Origin of the sequence: Methylomarinovum tepidoasis (assembly GCF_030294985.1) — a bacterium.
GTDB lineage: Bacteria > Pseudomonadota > Gammaproteobacteria > Methylococcales > Methylothermaceae > Methylohalobius > Methylohalobius tepidoasis.
Window position 1 is genome coordinate 1,133,316 of record NZ_AP024718.1, and the last position, 22,084, is coordinate 1,155,399.

The 22,084-nt window shown below is 64.8% G+C and carries 18 protein-coding genes; 7 read left to right on the top strand and 11 right to left on the bottom strand.

The features are described from left to right. Nucleotides 1-2: 2 nt before the first annotated feature. The 5 genes from MIN45_RS05695 to MIN45_RS05715 form a co-directional block, all read right to left on the bottom strand. Complete coding sequence (locus MIN45_RS05695) at nt 3-413, bottom strand: hypothetical protein (RefSeq protein ID WP_286293970.1); 411 nt, start codon at nt 411-413, stop codon at nt 3-5. Between the two features lie 34 nt (nt 414-447). Next, complete coding sequence (rsmA, locus tag MIN45_RS05700; protein WP_286293971.1) at nt 448-1,251, bottom strand: 16S rRNA (adenine(1518)-N(6)/adenine(1519)-N(6))-dimethyltransferase RsmA; 804 nt, start codon at nt 1,249-1,251, stop codon at nt 448-450. Beyond that, nucleotides 1,235-2,242 (bottom strand): 4-hydroxythreonine-4-phosphate dehydrogenase PdxA, encoded by a 1,008-nt coding sequence (gene pdxA, locus MIN45_RS05705; RefSeq protein ID WP_422732686.1) that lies wholly within the window; start codon nt 2,240-2,242, stop codon nt 1,235-1,237. The genes rsmA and pdxA overlap by 17 nt, the downstream gene beginning before the upstream one ends. Nucleotides 2,243-2,448: 206 nt before the next feature. After that, nucleotides 2,449-3,717, bottom strand: a complete 1,269-nt coding sequence (locus tag MIN45_RS05710; RefSeq protein WP_286293973.1) for a peptidylprolyl isomerase — start codon at nt 3,715-3,717, stop codon at nt 2,449-2,451. A gap of 7 nt (nt 3,718-3,724) precedes the next feature. Next, nucleotides 3,725-6,262, bottom strand: a complete 2,538-nt coding sequence (locus MIN45_RS05715) for an LPS-assembly protein LptD (protein ID WP_286293974.1) — start codon at nt 6,260-6,262, stop codon at nt 3,725-3,727. A 100-nt stretch (nt 6,263-6,362) separates the two neighbouring features. Between MIN45_RS05715 and MIN45_RS05720 the strand changes: the two genes are divergently transcribed. The 4 genes from MIN45_RS05720 (at nt 6,363) to MIN45_RS05735 (ending at nt 8,977) form a co-directional block, all read left to right on the top strand. Continuing rightward, nucleotides 6,363-7,382 carry an aminoglycoside phosphotransferase family protein gene (locus tag MIN45_RS05720; RefSeq protein WP_286293975.1) on the top strand — a complete coding sequence of 340 codons (1,020 nt, stop codon included), beginning with the start codon at nt 6,363-6,365 and terminating at the stop codon, nt 7,380-7,382. Beyond that, entirely contained in the window at nt 7,379-8,062 is a 684-nt protein-coding gene (gene murU, locus MIN45_RS05725) for an N-acetylmuramate alpha-1-phosphate uridylyltransferase MurU (protein WP_286293976.1), read from the top strand. Before MIN45_RS05720 ends, murU begins: the two co-directional genes overlap by 4 nt. Continuing rightward, complete coding sequence (locus tag MIN45_RS05730; protein WP_286293977.1) at nt 8,059-8,409, top strand: DUF4870 family protein; 351 nt, start codon at nt 8,059-8,061, stop codon at nt 8,407-8,409. Before murU ends, MIN45_RS05730 begins: the two co-directional genes overlap by 4 nt. Nucleotides 8,410-8,632: 223 nt before the next feature. Then, nucleotides 8,633-8,977 carry a PilZ domain-containing protein gene (locus MIN45_RS05735; protein ID WP_286293979.1) on the top strand — a complete coding sequence of 115 codons (345 nt, stop codon included), beginning with the start codon at nt 8,633-8,635 and terminating at the stop codon, nt 8,975-8,977. On the opposite strand, the gene MIN45_RS05740 is transcribed toward MIN45_RS05735, so the two are convergent. The 3 genes from MIN45_RS05740 to MIN45_RS05750 form a co-directional block, all read right to left on the bottom strand. Next, the gene (locus MIN45_RS05740) at nt 8,974-11,253 is read right to left on the bottom strand and encodes a DUF1631 domain-containing protein (RefSeq protein WP_286293980.1); all 2,280 of its coding nucleotides are present in this window, start codon (nt 11,251-11,253) and stop codon (nt 8,974-8,976) included. The genes MIN45_RS05735 and MIN45_RS05740 overlap by 4 nt on opposite strands. A gap of 97 nt (nt 11,254-11,350) precedes the next feature. After that, nucleotides 11,351-11,989, bottom strand: a complete 639-nt coding sequence (gene can, locus MIN45_RS05745; protein WP_286293981.1) for a carbonate dehydratase — start codon at nt 11,987-11,989, stop codon at nt 11,351-11,353. A 10-nt stretch (nt 11,990-11,999) separates the two neighbouring features. After that, nucleotides 12,000-13,580 (bottom strand): SulP family inorganic anion transporter, encoded by a 1,581-nt coding sequence (locus tag MIN45_RS05750; RefSeq protein WP_286293983.1) that lies wholly within the window; start codon nt 13,578-13,580, stop codon nt 12,000-12,002. A 100-nt stretch (nt 13,581-13,680) separates the two neighbouring features. Between MIN45_RS05750 and nhaR the strand changes: the two genes are divergently transcribed. After that, nucleotides 13,681-14,583, top strand: a complete 903-nt coding sequence (nhaR, locus tag MIN45_RS05755) for a transcriptional activator NhaR (protein ID WP_286293985.1) — start codon at nt 13,681-13,683, stop codon at nt 14,581-14,583. Nucleotides 14,584-14,588: 5 nt separating this feature from the next. Here the strand turns inward: nhaR and oadA are convergent, their stop codons facing one another. Both oadA and MIN45_RS05765 read right to left on the bottom strand, forming a co-directional pair. After that, nucleotides 14,589-16,406 (bottom strand): sodium-extruding oxaloacetate decarboxylase subunit alpha, encoded by a 1,818-nt coding sequence (gene oadA / locus MIN45_RS05760; RefSeq protein ID WP_286293986.1) that lies wholly within the window; start codon nt 16,404-16,406, stop codon nt 14,589-14,591. A 13-nt stretch (nt 16,407-16,419) separates the two neighbouring features. Then, on the bottom strand, nt 16,420-17,838 hold the full coding sequence (locus MIN45_RS05765; protein ID WP_286293987.1) for an acetyl-CoA carboxylase biotin carboxylase subunit: 1,419 nt from the start codon (nt 17,836-17,838) through the stop codon (nt 16,420-16,422). A 170-nt stretch (nt 17,839-18,008) separates the two neighbouring features. Here MIN45_RS05765 and MIN45_RS05770 point away from each other — a divergent pair, with 170 nt between their 5' ends. Together MIN45_RS05770 and MIN45_RS05775 are read left to right on the top strand one after the other, a co-directional pair. Beyond that, nucleotides 18,009-18,827, top strand: coding sequence for an outer membrane protein assembly factor BamD (locus MIN45_RS05770; RefSeq protein ID WP_286293988.1), 819 nt, complete (start codon nt 18,009-18,011; stop codon nt 18,825-18,827). A 10-nt stretch (nt 18,828-18,837) separates the two neighbouring features. Continuing rightward, entirely contained in the window at nt 18,838-19,725 is an 888-nt protein-coding gene (locus MIN45_RS05775; RefSeq protein WP_286294131.1) for a carbohydrate kinase family protein, read from the top strand. Here the strand turns inward: MIN45_RS05775 and MIN45_RS05780 are convergent. Further along, nucleotides 19,717-21,903 (bottom strand): primosomal protein N', encoded by a 2,187-nt coding sequence (locus MIN45_RS05780; RefSeq protein ID WP_286293989.1) that lies wholly within the window; start codon nt 21,901-21,903, stop codon nt 19,717-19,719. The two genes, MIN45_RS05775 and MIN45_RS05780, sit on opposite strands and share 9 nt — an antisense overlap. Nucleotides 21,904-22,084: the final 181 nt, after the last annotated feature.

The window sequence follows — 22,084 nt, forward strand, 5'->3', positions numbered from 1 at the left end:
CCTTACGACTTGGGTTCTTCCGCCGGGTGGGCGGTCTCGATCAGCTTGCCCATGCAGAACATGATGTATTGGGTGATCTCCATGGCTGCGGCGCTGGCCTTCTGCTCCGAACCGAAGACATCGGCGTACTTTTTGACGGCCGCCAGGGCTTCGTCGCTGGTGCGGGCGCTCTCGAAGGCGGCATAGGCCTCCCAGTAGGGTTTGCGCGCCGCCGTGCCGCGGAAGCCCGGCAGGGTCTTGGCGATCTCGCTGGTGACGCATTCGGCCACCTCGTTGGGATCGAGGTTGTAGTCCTTGAGATCGGGATCGGTCGCCAAACGCGCGGCCAGTTGCTGCTCGAAGCGGTTGCGCTCCTCGCTGGCGCAGCCGACCAGGAGCAGGGCGGTGAGAAGCGGGATCAGCAGCTTTTTCATCGTTGGAGCCTGAATCTGAATGATCGGATCTTCATTATCCCCCACCCGGATGGCGGCTGTACAGGGTGCGACTGAGGGCGGCGAAGGACTCCAGGGGCAGGGTTTCGGCCCGGGCCGTCGGATCGACGCCGCAGGCGGCGATGGCGTCCGCCTCGAGCAGCCCTCGCAGGGCGTTGCGCAGGGTCTTGCGGCGCTGGCCGAAGGCTTTGGCGACGACGGTTTCGAAGAGGCCGTAAGCGCCCACCTCGACCGGTGGCCGGGGATGGGGCGTCAGCCGCACCACGGCCGACATCACCTTGGGCGGTGGCTGGAAGCAAGCCGGTTTGACGTTGAAGCACTTTTCGATGCGGCAGTGGTACTGGGCCATGACGCTGAGGCGACCATAGGTCTTGCTGCCTGGGGTGGCGGCCAGGCGTTCGACCACTTCCTTCTGCAGCATGAACAACATCTGCGCGATCACCGCCTGCTGACCGAAGAGGTGAAACAGCAGTGGGGTGGAGATGTTATAAGGCAGATTGCCGACCACCTTGAGCTTTTCCCCTGGGGCGGTCAGGGCGTCGAAGTCGAAGGCGAGGGCGTCGGCCTCGTGAACGATCAGGTTGGCGGCAGTGGCGAATCTCTCCCGCAGCAGCACCGTCAAGTCGCGGTCGATCTCCACCACGTCGAGACGGCGGCAGCGGTCCAGCAGGTGGCGGGTGAGAGCGCCGCGGCCGGGGCCGATCTCCACCACGTGGTCGCCGGGACGGGGGGCGAGGGCGGTGACGATGCGCTGAATGACCCGGCCGTCCTGAAGGAAATTCTGGCCGAAGCGTTTGCGGGGCTTAGGCGGGGTGCGCATGGCGGGCCAGGTCGATGGCGCTGAGGACGGCCTGTTCCAGGCTGCCGCAGTCGATGTCGCTGCTGCCGGCCTTCTCCAGGGCGGTGCCGTGATCCACCGAGGTGCGAATGACCGGCAACCCCAGGGTGATGTTGACGGCCCGGCCGAAGCCGGCGAACTTGAGCACCGGCAGCCCCTGGTCGTGGTACATGGCCAGAAAGGCGTCGCTGCGCGCCAGCCGTTCGGGGAGGAAGGCGGTATCGGCCGGGAGGGGACCGGTCAGGCTCAGACCCTGGCCGCGCAGCTCGGCAAGCAGCGGTCCGATGATCTCGGTTTCTTCCCTTCCCAGGTGTCCCCCTTCCCCGGCGTGCGGATTGAGGCCGAGGACGGTGATTTGCGGGGATTGGATGCCGAAGCGGGACCGCAGATCGTGGTGGAGCACGGTCAGCACCCGGCGCAGCCGTTCCGATGTGATCGCCTGAGGCACGTCCCGCAGCGGCAGATGGGTGGTGGCCAGAGCGACCCGCAGGGGACGGCCCGAATCCTTCAGGGTCGTGGCCAGCAACATCACCGGGTGGCCGCCGGTGAGGGCGGCGATGAATTCGGTGTGACCGCTGAAGGGGATGCCGGCCTCGTTGATGACGCCCTTGTGGACCGGGGCGGTGACCAGGGCGTCGAAGCGGCCTTCCAGGCAGCCGCGGACGGCGGTTTCGATCAGGTCGAGGACGTGGCGGGCGTTGGCCGGATTCAGCCGTCCCGGCATCACCGGTGCGGCCGCGGCCCGCGGCAGCACCTGCAGCCGGCCGGGGTGGTGACCGCCGCCGGCTTCCCCTTCGTGGATCGCGAGCTTAAGCCCCCGTTGCCGGGCGCGCCGGCGCAGCACTTCGGGGTCGCCCAGCACCGTCAGGCGGCAGGGCAGCGGCTGGCGGGCGAGCAGCAGGCACAGATCCGGGCCGATGCCCGCCGGCTCGCCATAGGTCAGGGCCAGATGGGGTTCACTGGGCATCGGCATACCGTTCCGGGACTGCGTCATTCACCCCCGTAGGAGATTGATCGAAGATATGGGTGGTCTGATTCGAAAGCCTCGCCGGCAGGGAAGCCGGCGTGGAGCCTACAGGGATGTATTCACGGCGCCTTTCGAAGCAGACTACCCGCCTCGGCTCGAATGGATGACGGAAGCCTGTATGCTGGCCCCTCCCTAGAGTTGGACAAATGTCTTCAATCAAGGTGGATCTCCACATAGGACTCGTCACGCAGCTTGCGCAGCCACAGTTCGGTCTCCTCCTCGATCTTGCGCCGGGTGAGGATCTCGCGGGCGCGCTTTTTGCGGTATTCCGGCGTGTCGTCGCGCTGTTTGCGCTCGAGCACCTGGATGATGTGCCAGCCGAAAGGCGTCTGTACCGGTTCGGAGATCTCTCCCTTCTTGAGCCGGTTCATGGCTTCGGCGAAGGGCGGGACAACGGCGTCGGCGGTGATCCAGCCCAGGTCGCCGCCCTTGACGGCCGAGGCGGTGTCGTCGGAATAGGCCTGGGCCAGGGCGGCGAAATCCTCCCCGGCTTCGATGCGCTGGCGGATCAGGTTCAGGCGGCGTCTGGCCTCGGCGTCGTCGACGATTTCGTTGGGCTTGATGAGAATGTGGCGCACGTGGCTCTCGATGATAAGATGCTTCTCGCCCCCTTTCAGATCCAGCAGCTTGATGACGTGAAAGCCGCTGGGGCTGCGGATCGGGCCGGCGATCTCACCCTTCTGCATTTTGGGCACCAGGTCGGCGAACAGAGTGGGGATCTGGTCCAGCTTGCGCCAGCCCAGGTCGCCGCCCTTGAGCGCCTGGGCGCCGTCGGACAAGGTGATGGCGGCTTGGTGGAAATCCAGGCCCTGGCGCAGTTCCGCCACCAGGCGCTCGGCTTTTTCCCGTGCTTTCTGGATCACCTCCGGCGAGGTGGCCTCGGGGGTGGCGATGAGGATGTGGCCGAGGCGGTATTCGGTGGCCTGCAACGGGTCGCTTTGGGCTTCGGTTTCCAGGAAGTGGGTGATTTCCCGCTCGCTCACCTGAACGTTGGCATCGACCTGGCTGGCCCGCAGGCGCTTGAGCACCAGCTCCTCGCGCAGATGATCGACGAAGGCGGCATAGTCCATGCCTTCGCTCTCCACCGCCTGGCGAAAGGCGTCCAGATTCATGCCGTTGCGGTGGGCCAGATCCAGCAGGGCCTGACGCAGGGTTTCATCGTCCACCTCGATGCCGGCTTTCCTGGCCAGCTGCAACTGCAGGCTGCGGAGGATCATGCGTTCGAGCACCTGGCGCCGCAGGATCGAAGGCGGCGGCAATGGCGCCCCCTGGGTGCGCAGCTGGCGGGCGATGGCGCCGGTCTGGCGCTCCAGTTCGCTCTCGAGGATCACGTCGTCCTCGGCGACGGCGACGATGCGGTCGAGAGGCTCGGCGTGGACGGCGGTCCACAACAGGAGGAGGAAAAGCGGTAGATAGCGCATCGAGATTTCAGTCTTCGAAGCCGTAGCCCCGGATGTTGCGTTGCAGGAAACGGTCGACGTGCTTGCCCAGGCTGATGAGCCCTTTCAGCTCCAGTTGGGCGAAGACCGCGGTTTCGGTCGTACGATTGACATCACGCACGAAGCGGCGGCCGATCACCCGCACCCGCCAGCAGCACGATTCGGCCTCCACGCCCAGGAAGCTTTCCAGGGTAATGGCGTCGCGCAGGGAGTACTGCCAGCGTCCGACCGCGTGCAGCCCCTGGAACAGCAGCCAGCGGAACGAGCCGTCGACGATCTTGAGCCGGTCGCGGCGAAAGCGGTAGCTCAGGTTGGCGATGTAGTCGTCGCTGTCCTTGTACTGGAGCATGGCCTCACCACGGTCCATCTGGTTGTCGTAAGGGTCCCACTGGATGCCGGATCGTAGCGAGAACAGGCGGTTGGGAAACAGATCCAGTTCACCGATGATGTTGGAAGTGTTGCGGGTTTCCACCGCCTCTCCCGGCAGGGTCACCCTGCGGTCGCGGAAGTAATAGATCTGACCGGCGCTGAGGCGCAAACGTTCCGCGCCTTCGTCGGCGGTGAGGAAACGGGAGGTGAGGGCGTAGGAAATCTGGTTGGCATCGCCCAGGCGGTCGGCGCCGCTGAAGCGGTTCTCCCGGAACAGCTGGCTGAAGTTGAAATCGTAGCGGCTGGTGTCGAAGACAGGGATGTCGTCCTGGTCGTCGAAGGGAATGTAGAGATAGAACAGCCGCGGTTCCAGGGTTTGTATCAGATTCCGGCCCCAGTTCTTCTCCAGGAACAGACCGGTATTCAGGGAAGCGACCGGCAGGGCGCGGGAAAGGGACCGGCCCTTTCCGGGCAGCCAGTAGCGGGTGTAGTCGAAGGCCAGGGAGGGGATCGCGAAGGCGGCGGCATGACGCCACGGCAGCTGTACCCGGGGGCGGAGATGGAGGCGGTGGCCGTTGCTGCGGTCGTCGTGCTGGAAGAAGACGAATTCGCTCTGCCAGCCGGAACGCAGCCAAGGGGCAAACGCATGGTCGTAATTGAAGACCATTTGCGGCAATCGCCGGTAGGGTTTGTCACGGGAGGAGAGGTTGGGATCGACGGTCTGCCAGTTGTCGGCCCGGGTCATGAAATACCAGTCCCCCTGGCGGTATTCGGTCTTGATCTGGCTGTGGAGCTGGCGGCTGGAGGCGATGGAGAGATTGTCGCCCAGTTCGTTGATGTAGTGCTTGTCGGAGACATAGCGCAGATCAGCCAGGGCGGTCCAGTGGGGAGTGAACCGGGTTTGATTGTAAAAAGCGACTTCGCCGCGGATTTTCTTGCGCACCGAATCGTAAGGCAGAATCTCGCCGGCCAGGCGCCCCCGGCTGTGGCGCAGCAGGTAACGGAATTCCAGCCCGCCCAGAAAACCGCGCTTGGACATGACCCGGGGGATCAGGGTCAGGTCGTAGTTGGGAGCGAGATTGAAGTAGTAGGGCAGAGCGGCGTCGAAACCGCGGGCGTTGGAAATGCCGATGCGCGGCGTCAAAAAGCCGCTGATGCGGCGGTCGTCGATGGTATAGGAAAAATAGGGCGAGTACAGGAACGGCACCCGCATGAATTCGAGCCAGACGTGGTGGCCGCTCGCTTTGCCGGTTTCGCGATTGATCTTCAGGTCGCGGGCGTGTACGACCCAGTCGTCGTTGCCGATGGGGCAGGTGGTGTAGGCCACCTGGTGGTGGCGCGACAGGGTTTCGCTCTCGAAGCGGCTGCGGGCGGTGGTGCCGCGGGCGGGGACCGGGCCGAGGATGAAGTGGGTATGATTCATGCGGGCCCGGCCCCGTTCCAGATCCAGCCAGGCGTTGTCGCTGGCGAAGATGTAACCGTTTTCCTCGTAGATCACGTTGCCCCAGGCATTGACGATGCCGGTCTCGCCGTCGTAGAGCAGCGCGTCGGTCCACAAATGCTGGCCGCCGCGCCTTACCTTGACGTTGCCGGAGAAATAGACCAGGTCTTCCGTCAGGGAGCGGCTGTAGTCGGCTTCCAGGTCCAGTGGTTGCCCCTCGGGGCGGATCGGCGGACGGTCGCCCAGGGCCGCCCTGCCGGTGGCGCAGTAGCGTTGCCAGGGATCTTCCGGCAGCAGGCGCACCAGGGTTTTGAAGACATGGTCGTCGTAGGCGGAGAAAGTCGGGTGCAGCCAGGGCAGGGAGGGCTCCTGCTGGATTTTCGCCAGATGAGGCTTGCCGCCCGGTTCGACGCCGACCAGCTTGCAGCGCCAGCCGCCGCGGTCGTCAGCCTCGCAGGTCCAACCTTCGGGAATCTGTTGTGGCTCGATCTTCGGTGCAGGCGGCACTCCTCCTACCTTGCCGACCTGCAGGGGCGGTAATTTGCGGGGGGATGCGGGAGGCGCGCCGGCGCCGGCCGTCGTATCCGCCGGCACCGGCGGTTTCGCCGGATCGGGCGGTGAGGATGCCTGGGTCTGGCCGTTGCAGACCCATTCGCCGTTGACGCTGCGGCAGTTCCACTCCGCCGCGCTTTCCTCCGCTGCGACAGCCGATGCCAACAGTCCCAATGCCAGCGATGTGAATGAGAAGACGGGCTTTCCCTTGCGTTGACGTGGCATCTTGTTATGGTGTGGCGGAAGCGAGTGGGACAAGCACGTGATGCAGGCATTGAAAATGGCTCGTATTCTAGCACGGTCACCGACGCAGACGGCCGATGCGCGTCTCGAGGCGCTGCTGACCTGGGCGCCGGTGGCGTTCACGCACTGGACGCCGGTGGCGGGGGACGCCAGCCGGCGGCGCTATTTCCGCCTCCATGGCGACGGACAGCGCTGGATCGTCATGGACGCGCCGCCGCCCGAGTCGCCGCAGCGTTTCGCTGCGGTCGCCGGGCTGCTGGGCCGGGCCGGGGTGCTGGTGCCGCAGATCCTGGCGCAGGATTTCGAGCGCGGCTTCCTGCTGCTGGAGGACTTCGGCGACCGCACCTGCCTGCAGGCCCTCGACGCCGAATCGGCAGACGGACTGTACGGCGCCGCCCTCGCCACCCTGCTGCGGCTGCAGACCCGCCTCGATCCAAAGACGGCCGCTCTGCCCGCTTACGACCGGGATCTGCTGCGGCGGGAACTGGAAATCTTTCCCGACTGGCTGCTCAAGCGCTGGCTCGATCTCCCCCTGGATACGGCGCTGTGGGAGCGGACCTGCGAGGCGTTGGTCGAAAGCGCCCTGCAGCAGCCCCGGGTCGTCGTGCATCGGGACTATCACAGCCGCAATCTGATGGTGCTGGACGAAGGCGGCCTTGGGGTGCTGGACTTTCAGGACGCGGTCGTCGGTCCGGTGACCTACGATGCGGTGTCGCTGCTGCGGGACTGCTACGTCGCTTGGCCGCCCGAGCGGGTCGCCCTGTGGGCCGAGGATTACCGCCGCCGCCTGGGGCGTGCCGGGCTGGTGGTGGATGCCCCCACCTGGCAGAGCTGGTTCGACCGCATGGGAATCCAACGTCACCTCAAGGCGGCCGGCATCTTCGCCCGCCTTTGGCTGCGCGACGGCAAGCCCGGTTATCTCAAGGACATTCCCCGCACGTTGCGCTATGTGGCGGCCGCCTGCCAGGGCGATGCGGCTCTGGCCCCCCTGGGCGATTTCGTCTCCGCCACCGTGCTGCCGCAGGTGGAGGCCCGGCTGTGAAGGCGATGATTCTCGCTGCCGGCCGAGGAGAAAGACTACGGCCGTTGACCGACCGCCTCCCCAAGCCGCTGGTCGAGGTGGCGGGAAAACCGTTGATCGTCCACCTCATCGAAGCGCTGGCCCAGGCCGGTTTCCGGGAGCTGGTGGTCAACCTGGGATATCGCGGCGTCCAGATCCGCGAGGCGCTGGGGGACGGGGGCACCTTCGGGGTGGACATCGCCTATTCCCCCGAGCCTGAAGTCGTGCTGGAAACCGGTGGCGGCATTTTCCAGGCGCTGCCGCAACTGTCGGATCCGTTTCTGGTGGTCAATGGCGATGTGGGTACCGACTATCCCTTCGCCTGCCTGAGTGCCCTTCCCTCCGGGGACGATCTGGCCCACCTGGTGCTGGTGCCCAATCCCCCCCACCACCCGGCGGGGGATTTCGCCCTCGAGGCCGGGCGGGTCTTGCCGGCAGGGACGCGCCGTTATACCTTCAGCGGGATCGGGGTTTACCGTCAGGCTTTGTTTGCAGGCTGCCGCCCCGGTCGTTTCCCCCTCGCCCCGCTGCTGCGCCGCGCGGCAGCGGCAGGGCGGGCGAGCGGGGAAGCGTATCAGGGCGCCTGGTCCGACATCGGCACCCCCGAGCGCCTTTCCGCCTGGCGCCGCCAACTACGAAAAAGAGGAGGAGAACCGTCATGAACCGACCTTTGGACACCCTCGATCCCAAGACCGCCGAGGCCCGCAAATGGGCCGCCATCGTCTATGCCCTGCAGGCCCTGGGCTTTCTCGTCGGCATCAGTTATATCGCGGCGGTGATCGTCGCCTACCTGAAACGCAGTGAGGCCGAAGGCACCTGGGTGGCCGACCATTTCCGCTGGCAGATCGCTACCTTCTGGTACAGCCTGCTTTGGGGTCTGCTGGGGGTGGCGGCGCTGGTGTGGATGGTGGGCTACATGATCCTCATCGCCGATCTTTTGTGGATGACCTATCGCATCGTCGTCGGCTGGGTGCGGCTGAGCGAGAATCGCTCGCCTTATTCCGCCTGACAGGGGATCGTTTTTTCCTTGAGGAATCCGATCCGGGCCTCGGCGACTCCGGCACCAGCCCCCGCGCCATGGCGTAGATCGCCGTCACCAGCGAGGCGTCGGTGGGATTCTCGGTGCAGTCGCAGACGATAAAGCGGGAATACGCACGCATATCGGCCCGCTCGTCGGGGATCCCGTAGATTTGTCTATACTTTAGAGCGTCTTTGACTGGAGGGACGCTGCCATGCAGGATCGTCGCAAGGAGCCGCGCATCGCCGTTTCCGTTCCGTTGCAGGTCCACGACCTGGCCCGGGAATGTTATCTGGGCAATCTTGCCAACATTTCCCACGGTGGGTTGATGCTGTTCTCGCCCACGGCGATCGCCTGTAACCGGATCTTTCAAATAAGAATCACCTTGCCGGAATCGCTTCTCACCCAGGAAAGAAACCGCCTGGATCTGGGCGTGGAGAGTTTGTGGCAGGAATCCTGTGACGAAGGTGAGAGATTCTGGGTCGGCTTTCAGATTATCGATCTGCAACCGCAGGACAAGGCGCTGCTGGGGCGGTTGATCGAGGCTTTGAGCCACTAGCTGTCCAATATGCGGTAGATCCGCTGCAGTGCCCTTTCCACGAACGGCTTTTTCTCCAGCTCCAGGATTCGCGCCTGCCCTGCCAGCATTTCCCTGGCCAGTTTTTTCAGCGGTTTGACCGCCACCTGGATGCCGGCCTGATCGACGAAGATGTAGTAGCCAGTCTTCAGGCTGAACCACGACAGTTTTGCGCGCAAGGGAGGTTTGCCCGCGTGGTTGAATTCGAACCACGTTCCCAGCTTGATGCGCCGCAGGCGGGTGATGGTCTGTTCGAGTTCCGGGGAAGGTGGTTTCCGAGTGCTGCTCAGCTTGCCGGGATCCAATTCCTGCAACAGCGGATATTCCTCCGGGTCCGGTAGGGCGCTCACTTCAGGCAAGCGCTCCATTTCGTGACCGGCCAGGGCCACTTCGTGACAACCCTGTAGGGTGCTGAGGAATTTTTCCGCATTGCTTTCCGGATCACCCAGCAAGGCCAAGCCTTCCTGGATGTCCTTTTGGATCTGGGGCAGTTTTCGTTGCAGTTCGTTGCGCTCCTGGATGCTTTGCTTCGGCTGGACGCTCCAGACGATTTCCCTGGCGACGCCGAGATAATGGTGCCATTGCTCGCTTTCGGCGCCCTGACGCAGGAACAACAGGACGAGCAGGTTCGACCACGGGCCGAAGAGTAGTTTTTCTGCCCCCTTGGGCAAGGATTTTCCCTGGACGATTTCCACCAGCTCCTTGGCGACCCGTTGCCGGGCTTCCCGGAGCTTTTCCTGTCCCTTGGCCTTTTCTATCGCCCGTTTTTCCAATTGCCGGGCTTTTTGCTGGAATTTGTGCAGGAAACGCTCGAACTCTTCGTAGAGCGTGTCGAACAGTTCTATATTGTCGTCGAACTCCATCAAAACCCGGTTGACCGTCTGCCGCATGGTCTCGAAGACCACCTTGTCGTTACGTGCCGTGGCGTTGCAGAGCGCACCGGCCTGAGTCAGAAGATTCAGCAGCCGGCGGGCGGGGTGGCGGCGCTTGAAGAAGAATTTGTGATCCAGCAGGGCGACTTTCAAATAAGGGGTATGCAGATGGCTGAGAAGCGCCTTGACCGAATCGGGAAGATTGGGGTCGTTCAACACCAGCTCGAACAGCATGCCGACCATCTCGATGACATCGGCGTCGGTATGGTCGACATGCTGGGTTTTGATCAATTCGGCCAGTTGCTGCAGCTGGGTGGAAAATTCCTGACGGAGCCGGGTCAGCGACGTCTCGGCGATGTTTTCTGGAACCGTCGTCGCATGTTCGCCTTGGGCGAGGGTGGCGACCAGTTCTTCTGTGGCCATCGCAGAAGCGGCCTGCCGGGAAGGATCGGGGCGGCGCTGTTGCTGACGCCGGCGTTCCAGCAGTTGAGAGATCGTCTGGAATAATTCCTGTTCGAGGATTTCTTCCCGCGGGGCATGTGGAGGCGGGGGGGAGGCGGTAGCGTCCGATTCGGGGCGCTGGGTTTGCGGCGGCGGTTCATTCGCCGTCGAAGAATCCCCCTCCGCTTCTATATCATCGGTTTCCGGCTTGGGCGGTTCGGAAGGCGGGGGTTCCGGTGCCTGTTCCGGGATGTAAACGGGAGCGTCTTCCAGATTCGGCAGAATGCCGGCATCGATCAAAAGGCGGTTATAGTCCTGATAGATGCTGCCGGCCCGGTGCAGTACCTGTTGATCGAAAGCTTCGATGATGCTGACCTTGACTGCTGTTTCGATGGAAATCTGGACCGCACTCAGGGCCTGACGGAAGGCATTACAGACGTGGTGGGGGCTGCCGGGAAGGTTGGCGCTGCGCTCACCCGGTTTGATGCCGCCGTTGATGACCGCCAAGCGGTGGTTGAGCGGTGTCAGGCTATCGCTGTAGTTGACCCAGGCGCTGTTGGCGATGGTGTCGAAGGCCAGCTCGACTTCAAAGGTTTCCTTTTCCACCAGGGAAAGCCGCCGCCGGCCGCCTGGTTGATCCCGGAAGGGGGTATCGGTTTGCCCCAGAATGAAGCGCTCGAAGCCCTGCATCAGTTCCGTGTAGAACCTTTCCGTCATCGCCTCCCGGTTGTTGCCTATTTCCTGGTGTACATCCATGCAGTGGGTCTGGAAGACGTCGCTTTCCGCCTGTTCCGCTTGTTGGAGCAGAAAGTCGGGCAGCTGCTGCTGGAACTCGCGGAACAACGCCACAAAGTTCTCTGTGACCTGTTTCCGGCACTGGTGGGCCAGATCGACATAGCGGGGTAGAACGCCCGGAGGCCGGGTGGAGACTTCTGAGACAGACATATATAACTGATGTTTAATGCGAATTAAGGACGAGGGTTGCATGCCTGCCCACCCTCTCTTTCACATCTTCCCTCCAAGCATAGCCCATCCCCTCCCCTCAGTCGATCCTGGCGCCCAGCTGGTAGATGTGCGGCAGCTGTTCCGGGCTGCTGATGCAGACGTTCAGATCCCGCAGCAGGCCGTCCTTGAGGTTGTAGATCCAGCCGTGGATGGATAGCTGCTGGCCGCGGCGCCAGGCATCCTGGACGATGCTGGTGTAGCAGACGTTGGCGGCCTGCTGGATGACGTTGAATTCGCACAGGCGGTCGGCCCGCTCCGCTTCCGGCAGGGCGTCGAGCAGGTCGGCGTTGTGCTGATAGATGTCCTTGATGTAGCGCAGCCAGTTGTCGATCAAGCCCAGTGGTTCGCCCTGCATCGCCGCCAGCACGCCGCCGCAGCCGTAGTGGCCGCAGACGATCACGTGCTTGATTTTGAGGGCGTCCACGGCGTACTGCAGCACCGACAGCAGGTTGATGTCGGAATGCACCACCAGGTTGGCGACGTTGCGGTGGACGAACAATTCCCCCGGCAGCAGCCCCACCACTTCGTTGGCGGGAATCCGGCTGTCGGAGCAGCCGATCCACAGATATTCCGGGGCCTGCCCCTTGGCCAGGCGTTCGAAGAAGCCGGGATTGGCCTGCTCGACTTCCTGGACCCAGCGGCGATTGTTGTCAAACAGATGCTTCAGCAGTTTCATGGCGTTCCTCCTAAGATTGCGTTTCGTCGCCTGCGACAGACAGGCCGATGAGGGTCAGCTTGATGTGTTTGGCGGCCGCTTCGGCGCTGAAGTTTTCGATGATCTCCAGGGCGTCGTGATCGATGTAGCGGGTGGCCGAGGCGTCGATGATCACCTCGGAATAGGGCGGGATCCGGTCCAGGGTGCGCAGCAGGTTGGCCTTGTTGAGGAAGGTGACCTGCTCCGACAGTTTCAGGACGATGCGGTCGTCTTCGTGGGTCTCGTGCAGATAGACGCCGCACTTGTAGTGTTCCAGCAGGATGAAGAACAGCGCCGTGACCATGCCGATGCCGACGCCGGTGAGCAGATCGGTGAACACCAGCCCGACCACGGTGACCACGAAGGGCGCGAACTGGTACCATCCCCGGCGGTAGAACTGCAGAAACAATTCCGGCTTGGCCAGCTTGTAACCCACCACCAGCAGGATCGCCGCCAGTGTCGCCAGGGGGATCTGGTTGAGCCAGTGGGGCAGCAGCAGCGCCGCCACCGCCAGACAGAGGCCGTGGACGAAGGCGGAGGCCCGGGTCCTGGCGCCGGCGATGATGTTGGTGGAACTGCGCACGATCACCTGGGTGATGGGCAGGCCGCCCACCAGGCCGGAGGCCATGTTGCCGACGCCCTGGGCGATCAGCTCCCGGTTGGTGGGGGTGACGCGTTTGAAGGGATCGAGCTTGTCGGTGGCTTCGACGCACAGCAGGGTTTCGATGCTGGCCACCACGGCGATGACGGCGGCGGTGGTGTAGATGGCCTTTTGATCGTAGGCACCGAAATCCGGAAAGGTGAAAAATTCCTTCAGGCCCTCCAGACCGTTGGCCAGCGGTAGCTGCACCAGATGTCTGGGATCCAGGGCCAGATCCGGTGCCCAGTGGCGGAAGGCGAGGTTGAGCAGGGCGCCGATGATCACCGCCACCAGGGGCCCTTGAATGAGCTGGAAGAGACGCCTGCGTTTCATGAATCCCTGCTCCCACAGAATCAAAACGCTTAAGGAAACCAGGGCGATGACGGTGGCGCCCAGGTGGAAGGCGCCGAACATGTCCACCAGAGCGTGCAGGGTGGTTTCACCGCCGGGCTCGTGATAGGCGATGTCCCCTTCCCAGTCGGCATCGTAACCGACGGCATGGGGGATCTGCTTGAGGATGATGATGAGGCCGATCCCCGCCAGCATCCCCGAGATCACCGCCGAGGGAAAGTAATAACCGATGATTCCTGCCCGCAGCAATCCCAATCCGATCTGCAGCGCGCCTGCCAGGATCACCGCCAGCAGGAAAGGCTGGAAGCCCAGGTTCTGGATCGCCTCGTACACGATCACGGTAAGACCCGCCGCCGGTCCCGACACGCCCAGGGCCGAGCGGCTGATGAGCGGCACCACCAGGCCGCCGGCGATGCCGGCGATGATGCCGGAGGACAGGGGCGCGCCGGAGGCCATGGCGATCCCCAGGCAAAGCGGCACCGCCACCAGGAAGACGACGATGCCGGCGGGAATGTCGTGTTTCAGATTGCGCCAGATGCTGAAGTCGTCTTCGTTGTCAGAGGTCCAGGGAGCGGGTTTCATTTCTTCCTCCTCTATGGAATCGTCCCATATTCAAGGCTAACAATAATGTTTCTCGGTTAAAATTCGAATTTACCTACCTGTATTTTCGGGGAAATTTAAAGTGCAACTGAATTACAAGCACTTGCATTATTTCTGGGTCACCGCCCAGGAGTCCAGCCTGACCCGGGCCGCCGAGCGCCTTCACGTCACCCCGCAGACCATCTGCAGCCAAATCCAGGCGCTGGAGGAACGCCTCGGCGTCAAGCTACTGCAGCGCGAGGGCCGGGGATTGACCGTGACCGACACGGGGCGCACGGTGTTTCGTTATGCGGACCGGATTTTCTCGCTCGGGGAGGAGATGGCCGAGGTGGTGCGGCGTCAGGTGACGGTCGAGCCCCGGCATTTTCACGTCGGCGTCACCGATTTCCTGCCCAAACTGATGGCCTACCGCCTGCTGCGTCCGCTCCTGACACTGGAGGATCCATTCCGCATCCACTGCCATGAAGGGGGGATGGCGCAGCTGGCGGCGGCCTTGGCCGCCCGTCGCCTCGATCTGGTGCTCAGCGACCGGCCACTGAGCTCGGAATCACCGGTACGCGCCGAAAGCCGCCGGCTGGGGAGTTGTGGTGTCAGCTTTCTCGCCTGCAGTGACCTGGCCAGCCGCCATCGCCGCGGTTTTCCCCAGTCCCTGGATGGTGCGCCGATGCTGATGGCGACCACCGATGCGGTGATCCGCGGACGCCTGTTGGGCTGGTTCGAGACGCTGGGAATCCATCCCCAGGTGGTGGCCGAATTCGACGACAGCGCGCTGATGAAGGTGTTCGGTCAGGCGGGCGTGGGGATCTTCTGTGCGCCGACCCTCATCGAGGCGGAGATCTGCCGCCAGTACCAGGTGGCGGTGGTCGGGCGTACCCGTGACGTGGAGGAGTGCTTTTACGCCATTTCCCTGGCGCGGCGTTCGCGCCACCCGGCGATCCAGGTCATTTCCCAGGCGGTTCTGGAAACCGGTGCGCCGACCGAATGACCGGATCAGGGTTCGATGTGGAGCAGGGTTTCCTTGGGCGTCACCGCATCGCCTTTCTGCACGTACACGGCGGCGACCGTGCCGCCGATAGGGGCCTGCACCTCGGTTTCCATTTTCATGGTTTCGACGATCAAGACCGGATCGCCGGCTTGCACGGCGTCACCTTCCTTGACCAGGACCTCGACGATGTTTCCCGGCATCGACAGGGTCACGTCGCCCTCGCCGGCGGCTTTGGGGCGCTTGCTGCTCAGGCGTCGCGGCACCGCGCCCTCGGTGCCGCCTCCGAGGACCACCTCGTCAAGGGTTTCGATCACCGCTTCTTCCGGCACCCCGTCCACCACCAGATAGAAGTGACGTTCCGCCTGCTGGCGGGGACCGGTGCCGGTGACGCGCACATGGTAGGTCTCGCCGTGGAGGTGGACGTTGAATTCGGTCGGGGCGGTCCGGGCGGCGGTTTCAGCGGGCGGTTCGATGGGTTCCGGCTCCAGGGCGCCTTCGGCGCGTTGGGTCAGGAACTGGCGTCCCACGTCCGGGAACAGGGCGTAGGTCAGCACGTCTTCCTCGCTGCGGGCCAGTTCGCCGATCTCCCGCCGCAGGGTTTCCAGTTCCGGGGGGATCAGATCCGCCGGTCGGCATTCGATGATTTCCTCGTTGCCCACGGCCCGGCGGCGCAGCTCCTCGTTCACCGGCCCCGGCGGTTTGCCGTAGCCGCCCTGCAGATAGCGTCGGACTTCGTTGGTGATGGTCTGGTAGCGTTCGCCCGCCAGGACGTTGATGACCGCCTGGGCGCCGACGATCTGGGAGGTGGGAGTGACCAGGGGCGGATAGCCCAGATCCTTGCGCACCCGCGGGATTTCCGCGAGCACATCCTTGAGGCGGTCGAGCGATCCCTGCTCCTTCAGCTGGTTGTAGAGGTTGGAGATCATGCCGCCGGGCACCTGATGGATGTGAACCCGGGGGTCGGGGCCGACGTATTCCGGCTCGAAACGGCGGTATTTCCGGCGTACGGTCCAGAAGTAGGCGGCGATTTCCTCCAGCAGCTCGAGGTCGTAGCCGGGGTCCCTGTCCAGGTCGCGCAGGGCGACGGCCAGGCTTTCGGTGGGCGGATGACTGGGGCCGCCGGCCAGGGAGGAAATGGCGGTGTCGATGTGGTCGATGCCGCTTTCGATGGCTTTGAGATGGCACATCTCCGCCAGGCCGGAGGTGGCGTGGGAGTGGAGGTGCAAGGGCAGGTTCACCGCGGCCTTGATGTCTTTGACCAGGTGGGCCGTGACCGCCGGGGTCAGCAATCCCGCCATGTCCTTGATGGCGATGCTGTCACAGCCCATGCGCGCCAGTTCTCGGGCCTGGGTCACGAAGCCTTCCACGCTGTGCACCGGACTGACGGTGTAGCACAGCGCCCCCTGGGCGTGTTTGCCGGCTCGCTTGACCGCGGCGACGGCGGTTTTCAGATTGCGCAGGTCGTTGAGGGCGTCGAACAGACGGAAGACATCCATGCCGTTCGCTGCCGCCCGCTCAACGAAGGCTTCCACCACGTCGTCGGCGTAATGGCGGTAGCCGAGCAGATTCTGGCCCCTTAGCAGCATCTGCAAGCGGGTGTTGGGCAGAGCTTGGCGCAACTGCCGCAATCGCTCCCAGGGATCCTCCTTGAGGTAGCGCAGGCAGGCGTCGAAGGTCGCCCCGCCCCAGCACTCCAGGGACCAGAAACCGACCCGGTCCAGCTGGGGACAGATGGGCAGCATGTCTTCTGTGCGGATTCGGGTGGCGAGCAGGCATTGGTGCGCGTCGCGCAGGGCCAGTTCGGTGATCTGAACGCGGTTCATGGGCGTTGCTCCTTCATAGTCCGGCATGGGCGGCGATGGCCGCAGCGATGGCGGTAGCCACGTGGGCCTTGTCGCGTTTTTCCGAATAACGCAGCAGTTCCGGGTGGCGTTCGACGAAACCGGTGTCGAAGCGGCCCTGCTGGAACGCTTCGCTGCGCAGAATCTGCTGGTAATAGGTGCGGGTGGTCTTGATGCCGCTGATTTCCATGTCGTCCAGGGCGCGGCGGCCGCGGGCGATGGCGTCATCCCAGCTCATGGCCCAGACGATGAGCTTGGCGATCAAGGAGTCGTAGTAGGGCGGGACGTCGTAGCCGGTGTAGATGGCGGTGTCGGTGCGGACCCCGGGGCCGCCGGGGGCGTAATAGCGGGTGATGCGGCCGAAGCTGGGCAGGAAATCGTTGCGCGGGTCTTCCGCATTGATGCGGAACTGCATGGCATAGCCGCGGCGCTGGATCTCCTCTTGGCGGTAGCGCAGGGGCAGGCCGGAGGCGATGCGGATCTGCTCCTCGACGATGTCGACCCCGGTGATGGTCTCGGTGATGGTGTGCTCCACCTGCACCCGGGTGTTCATCTCCATGAAATAGCAGCGGCCGTCCCGGTCGAAGAGGAATTCTACCGTCCCCGCGTTTTCGTAACCCACCGCGCGCGCCGCTTCGACGGCCAGCTCGCAGACGGTGCGGCGCTGATCGTCGTCGAGCTGGGGGGATGGAGCGATCTCGATGAGCTTCTGGTTGCGGCGCTGGATGGAACAGTCGCGTTCGAACAGGTGGATCACGTTGCCGTGGCGGTCGGCCAGGATCTGCACTTCGATGTGGCGGGGATCGACGATGCATTTTTCCAGAAACACCTCGGCCCGTCCGAAGGCCTTGGTGGCCTCGGACACCACCCGTTGGTAATTCTGGCGTAGCGCCTGGGCATCGTCGCAGCGGCGGATGCCCCGGCCGCCCCCGCCGGAGGTGGCCTTGAGCATCACTGGATAGCCGATCGTCTCGGCCAGGCGCAGGGCCTCGTCAAGACCGGCGAGGTTGCCTTCGCTGCCGGGAACCACGGGAATCCCGGCCCGCTGCATGGTGCGGCGGGCTTCCGTCTTGTCGCCCATGCGCCGGATCACCGCCGCCGGCGGGCCGATGAAGCGGATGCCGCGGCGGCTGCAGATTTCGGCGAATTCGGCATTCTCCGACAGGAAGCCGTAGCCGGGATGAATGGCGTCGCAGCCAGTTTCCAGGGCCAGGTTGACCAGCCGGTGGGGGTTGAGATAGCCGGCCAGAGGATCGCTGCCGACGCTGTGGGCCTCGTCCGCCTTCTTGACGTGCAGGGCGTGGCGGTCGGCGTCCGTATGGACGGCCACCGACAGGATGCCCATTTCGGCGCAGGCGCGGATGATGCGGACGGCGATTTCACCGCGGTTGGCGATGAGGACTTTCTGTAACATAAGGCGTTCGAAGGAAGGCGATTCGGTGGGATTCTATCCCAAACCGACATTCATGATCGTTCGATTTATTCGCCGCAGGATTCGAAAAAACGGAATCTTTTGCTGAGCGCAGGGCGCGCAACCCGGCGGTTTTCCCCTATACTTGCCGCTTTTGCGGCAAAGGAGTGAGCATGCGTACGATAGCCGTGCTTCTGTCGCTGTCCCTACTTCTGGGCGGTTGCAGTACGGTGGACAACTGGTTCAAATCCGGGCCCAAGCCGGTGGAGGTGATGCCGGAGGAGGACCTTTACAAAAAGGCCAAGGAGAAGCTGGACCGGGGAGCCTACACCCGCGCCATCGAGCTGTATCAGGCTCTGGAGACCCGTTTCCCCTTCGGGCGCTACGGCCCCCAGGTGCTGCTCGATCTGGCCTGGGCCTACTACAAGCAGGGCGACGCCGAGGCCGGTCTGGCGGTGCTGGAGCGTTTCTTCAAACGCTATCCCACCCACGCACGTCTCGATTACGCCTGGTATTTGCGCGGGTTGATCCATATGAGCCAGGGGTTGGGCTTCGTCGAACGCTACTTCCCCATCGATCTGACCAAGCGCGACGTGTCCCCGCTCGCGGAGGCCTATCAGGATTTTGTCACCGTGGTCGAGCGTTTCCCCGACAGTGACTATGCCGGCAAGGCCCGGCAGCGCCTCACGGGCATTCTGACCATGATCGCTATGCACGAGTACCATGTGGCCGACTATTATTTTCGCCGCGGCGCCTATCTGGCGGCCGCCAACCGCGCCGCCCACGTGGTGCGCAACTACCCCCGCACCCGGGTGGCGCCCTATGCCCTGCGGCTGATGGCCGCGGCCTATCACCAGCTGGAGCTGGAAGATCTGGCGGCCCAGGCGGAAGAGACCTACGCGCTCAATTACGGCCAGAGCGAGCCGCCGCCGCTGCGCCACGGCCCCAAGACCCTGCTGGGGTGGATGTTCTGGCTGTTTCGTTGGGATTGAGGGCGTGAAGATGGACGTGCTCTGCATCGGTCACGCTTCTTACGATCTGGTGTTCTCGGTGCCCCATCATCCGGGGGAGGACGAGAAATGCGTCGCCACCGACTTCGTCGGTTGCGGCGGGGGGCCTGCGGCCAACGCCGCGGTGACCGTCACCCGCCTGGGACGGCGGGGGGCGTTCGCCGGCTATCTCGGCCGCGATCTCCATGGCCAGGCCCATTGGCAGGAGCTCCGGGATGACGGGGTCGCCACCGACTGGATCGTGCGCGGGGATTCCCCCACGCCGCTGTCGACGGTGCTGGTCAAGCCGGACGGCAGGCGGGCCCTGGTCAACTACCGCGGTGACACCCGCCCCTTGTCTCCCGGGGCGCTGGACCTGTCCCGGACTGCGCCGGCCTGCGTGCTCTACGACGGTCACGAGCCGGAGCTGTCGCTTCACTGGCATCCCCGTTTCAGGCAGCAGGGGATCGCCACGGTGCTCGATGCCGGCTCCCTGCACCGCGGCACCGAGGCGTTGATGTTCGCCGTCGACTACCTGCTCGCTTCCCGCAAGTTCGCCGCCCAGTGGCTGGGTCGGGACGACCCGGAAGCGGCGCTTTCGGCCCTGGCGCAGCGCTCACCTGCGGTGGTCATCACCCTGGGGGAGGCTGGGTTGATCTGGCAGCGGGGAAGCCGGCGCGGCCGGCTGCCGGCCTTCCCGGTCCGGGCAGTGGACACCACCGGCGCCGGCGACACCTTCCACGGGGCCTTCTGCGTCGCTCTGGTGGAGGGGCGGGACTGGGAGACGGCGCTGCGTTTCGCCAGCGCCGCCGCCGCCCTGTGCTGCACCCGGATGGGCGCCAGGCCGGGGATTCCCCGCCGCCGGGCCGTGGAGGCGCTGCTGGCCGGCGGCTCAGTATAGGTCCAGTGGATCCACTTCCAAATGCCAGCGCAGCCGGCGTTGCTGCGGCCATTGCCGCAGCCGCGGCAGCATCTCGTCGAGCAGCCGGTGCAGCGCCCCCCGGCTGCGGCTTTGCAACAACAGCTGGGCGCGGTGATGGCCGGCCCGCCGGGCCATGGGGGCCGGGACCGGTCCCAGCACCAGCACCTCCTCAAGACCCGTTTCCGCCAGCCGGGCGGCCTCTTCCAGAAACTGCAGCGGCAACGCCGGCTGGCGCGCCTCGGCCCGCAGCAGGGCCTGGTGGCTGAAGGGCGGCAGCCCGGCCTGGCGACGTTCTTCCAGGGCTTCGGCGGCGAAGGCGGGATAGCCCCCCGCTAGCAGCGTTTCCAGCAGGGGGTGCTGGGGGTGGCGGGTCTGGATCAGCACCTCACCGGCCTTGTCGGCGCGCCCGGCCCGGCCGGCGACCTGGACGATCAGCTGGGCCAGGCGCTCGGGGGCGCGGAAGTCGGTGCTGTAGAGCCCGGCGTCGGCGTCGAGGATCACCGCCAGGGTGACATTGGGGAAGTGGTGGCCCTTGGCCAGCATCTGGGTGCCGAGCAGGATGTCGATCTCGCCGCGGCGGACTTGCTGCAGCAGGGTTTCCAGGCTGCCCTTGCGGCGGGTGGCGTCGCGGTCGATGCGAGCGATGCGGGCCTTTGGAAACCGTTGTCCCAGTTCCTCCTCCAGCCTTTCGGTGCCGTGCCCCAGCGGGCGCAGGTCGGTAGCCGTGCAGGCCGGGCAGGTGTCGGGCGGCGGTTTTTCGTGGCCGCAGTGATGACAGCGCAGGCGCCGGTCGCGGCGGTGCAGGACCAATCGGGCGTCGCAACGGGGGCATTCGGCGATCCAGCCGCAGGCATGACAGGTCAGGGTCGGGGCGTAGCCGCGGCGGTTGAGGAAGATCAGCACCTGCTCCCCGCGCGCCAGCACCTTCTCGATCCGCCGGCAGGCGGCCGGCGCCAGCCCCGCCTGCAGGCGCTGGTTGCGGATGTCGAGCAGCCGGAGGTTGGGCGGGGTGGCCTGTCCCGCCCGGTGCGGCAGCGTCAGGTGGCGGTAGCGTCCCTGCTTGGTGTTGTACACCGATTCCAGCGCGGGCGTGGCCGAGCCGAGGACGATGGGGATCCCCGTTTGGCGCGCGCGCACCACGGCCACGTCGCGGGCGGAGAAGCGGAAGCCGTCCTGCTGCTTGAAGGAAGGGTCGTGTTCTTCGTCGATCACGATCAGGCCCGGCCGCGCCATGGGGATGAACACCGCCGAGCGGGTGCCGAGCAGCAGGGGCACCTCCCCCGACTGCAGGCCGAGCCAGGCGTCGAGGCGTTCGCCGGCGCTGAGGCCGGAATGGTACAGCACCACCCGGCGTCCCAGCCGGGCCTGGAAGCGGGCCTGCAGCTGGGGCGTGAGGGCGATCTCCGGCAGCAGCACCAGCGCCTGGTGGTCCTGGGCCAGCACGGCCTCGATCGCTTGCAGATAGACCTCGGTCTTGCCGCTGCCGGTCACCCCTTCCAGCAGAAAGGCGGTAAAGCCTCCCAGCGCGGCGGTGATGGCGCTGACTGCCGCGCGCTGGGCGGGATTGGCCTCGAAATCCGGACGGCAAACGGTTTCCTGTGGCGGCGGGGCGGTGGTGAATTCCACCCAGCCCCGGGCGGCGAGGGCTCTGGCCACCGGCCGCCAGGGCCAGTCGATGGCCTGGAGCCGGGTGGGTGTCATCACCCCGTCATGTTGCCGCAATAGCTTCAACAGAGCCCGTTGGCGGGCGGCGTTGGACCCGGGCTCGGCTTCCCGACCGGCGCTGGTCAGACACAGCCATTGCGGGCATCGGCGTCGGGCCGGGCCTCCCTGGCGCAGGAGGGCGGGCAGGGCGGCAGCGACGACTTCGCCGATGGGATGGTGATAGTAGCGTGCCGCCCACTGCAACAGTTGCAGGTCCGTCTCCCGCAGCAGGGGCTGGGGGTCGAGGATTTCCAGGGCGGGCTTGAGACGCTCACCTTGGACCTGGCTGTGCGCTGCCAGTCCCATAAGGACGCCGGTGCGGGTGCCGCGTCCGAACGGCACCCGCAGACGGACGCCCGGGCGCAGCTGCGCCGGTGTGGCGCCGGGAGGCGGTAGATAGTCGAACGTTCCGGGGAGAGGGGCAGGAACGGCGACCTTGAGGATCGGGGGCATTCGGGCTTCCAAAGCGTTGCGGATGTGAAGTATTATCGGTTACAGGAGACAGTCTTTATCTGTGCAGGAAACAATCCGCGCCCGGATTTTTATTCACAGAAACTGTGGATAAGTTTGTGGAAAAGGTGCTGAAAGCGGGCCGTAAAGCGCATGGATTCTGGCCTGTCTTCAAATTGTAAAA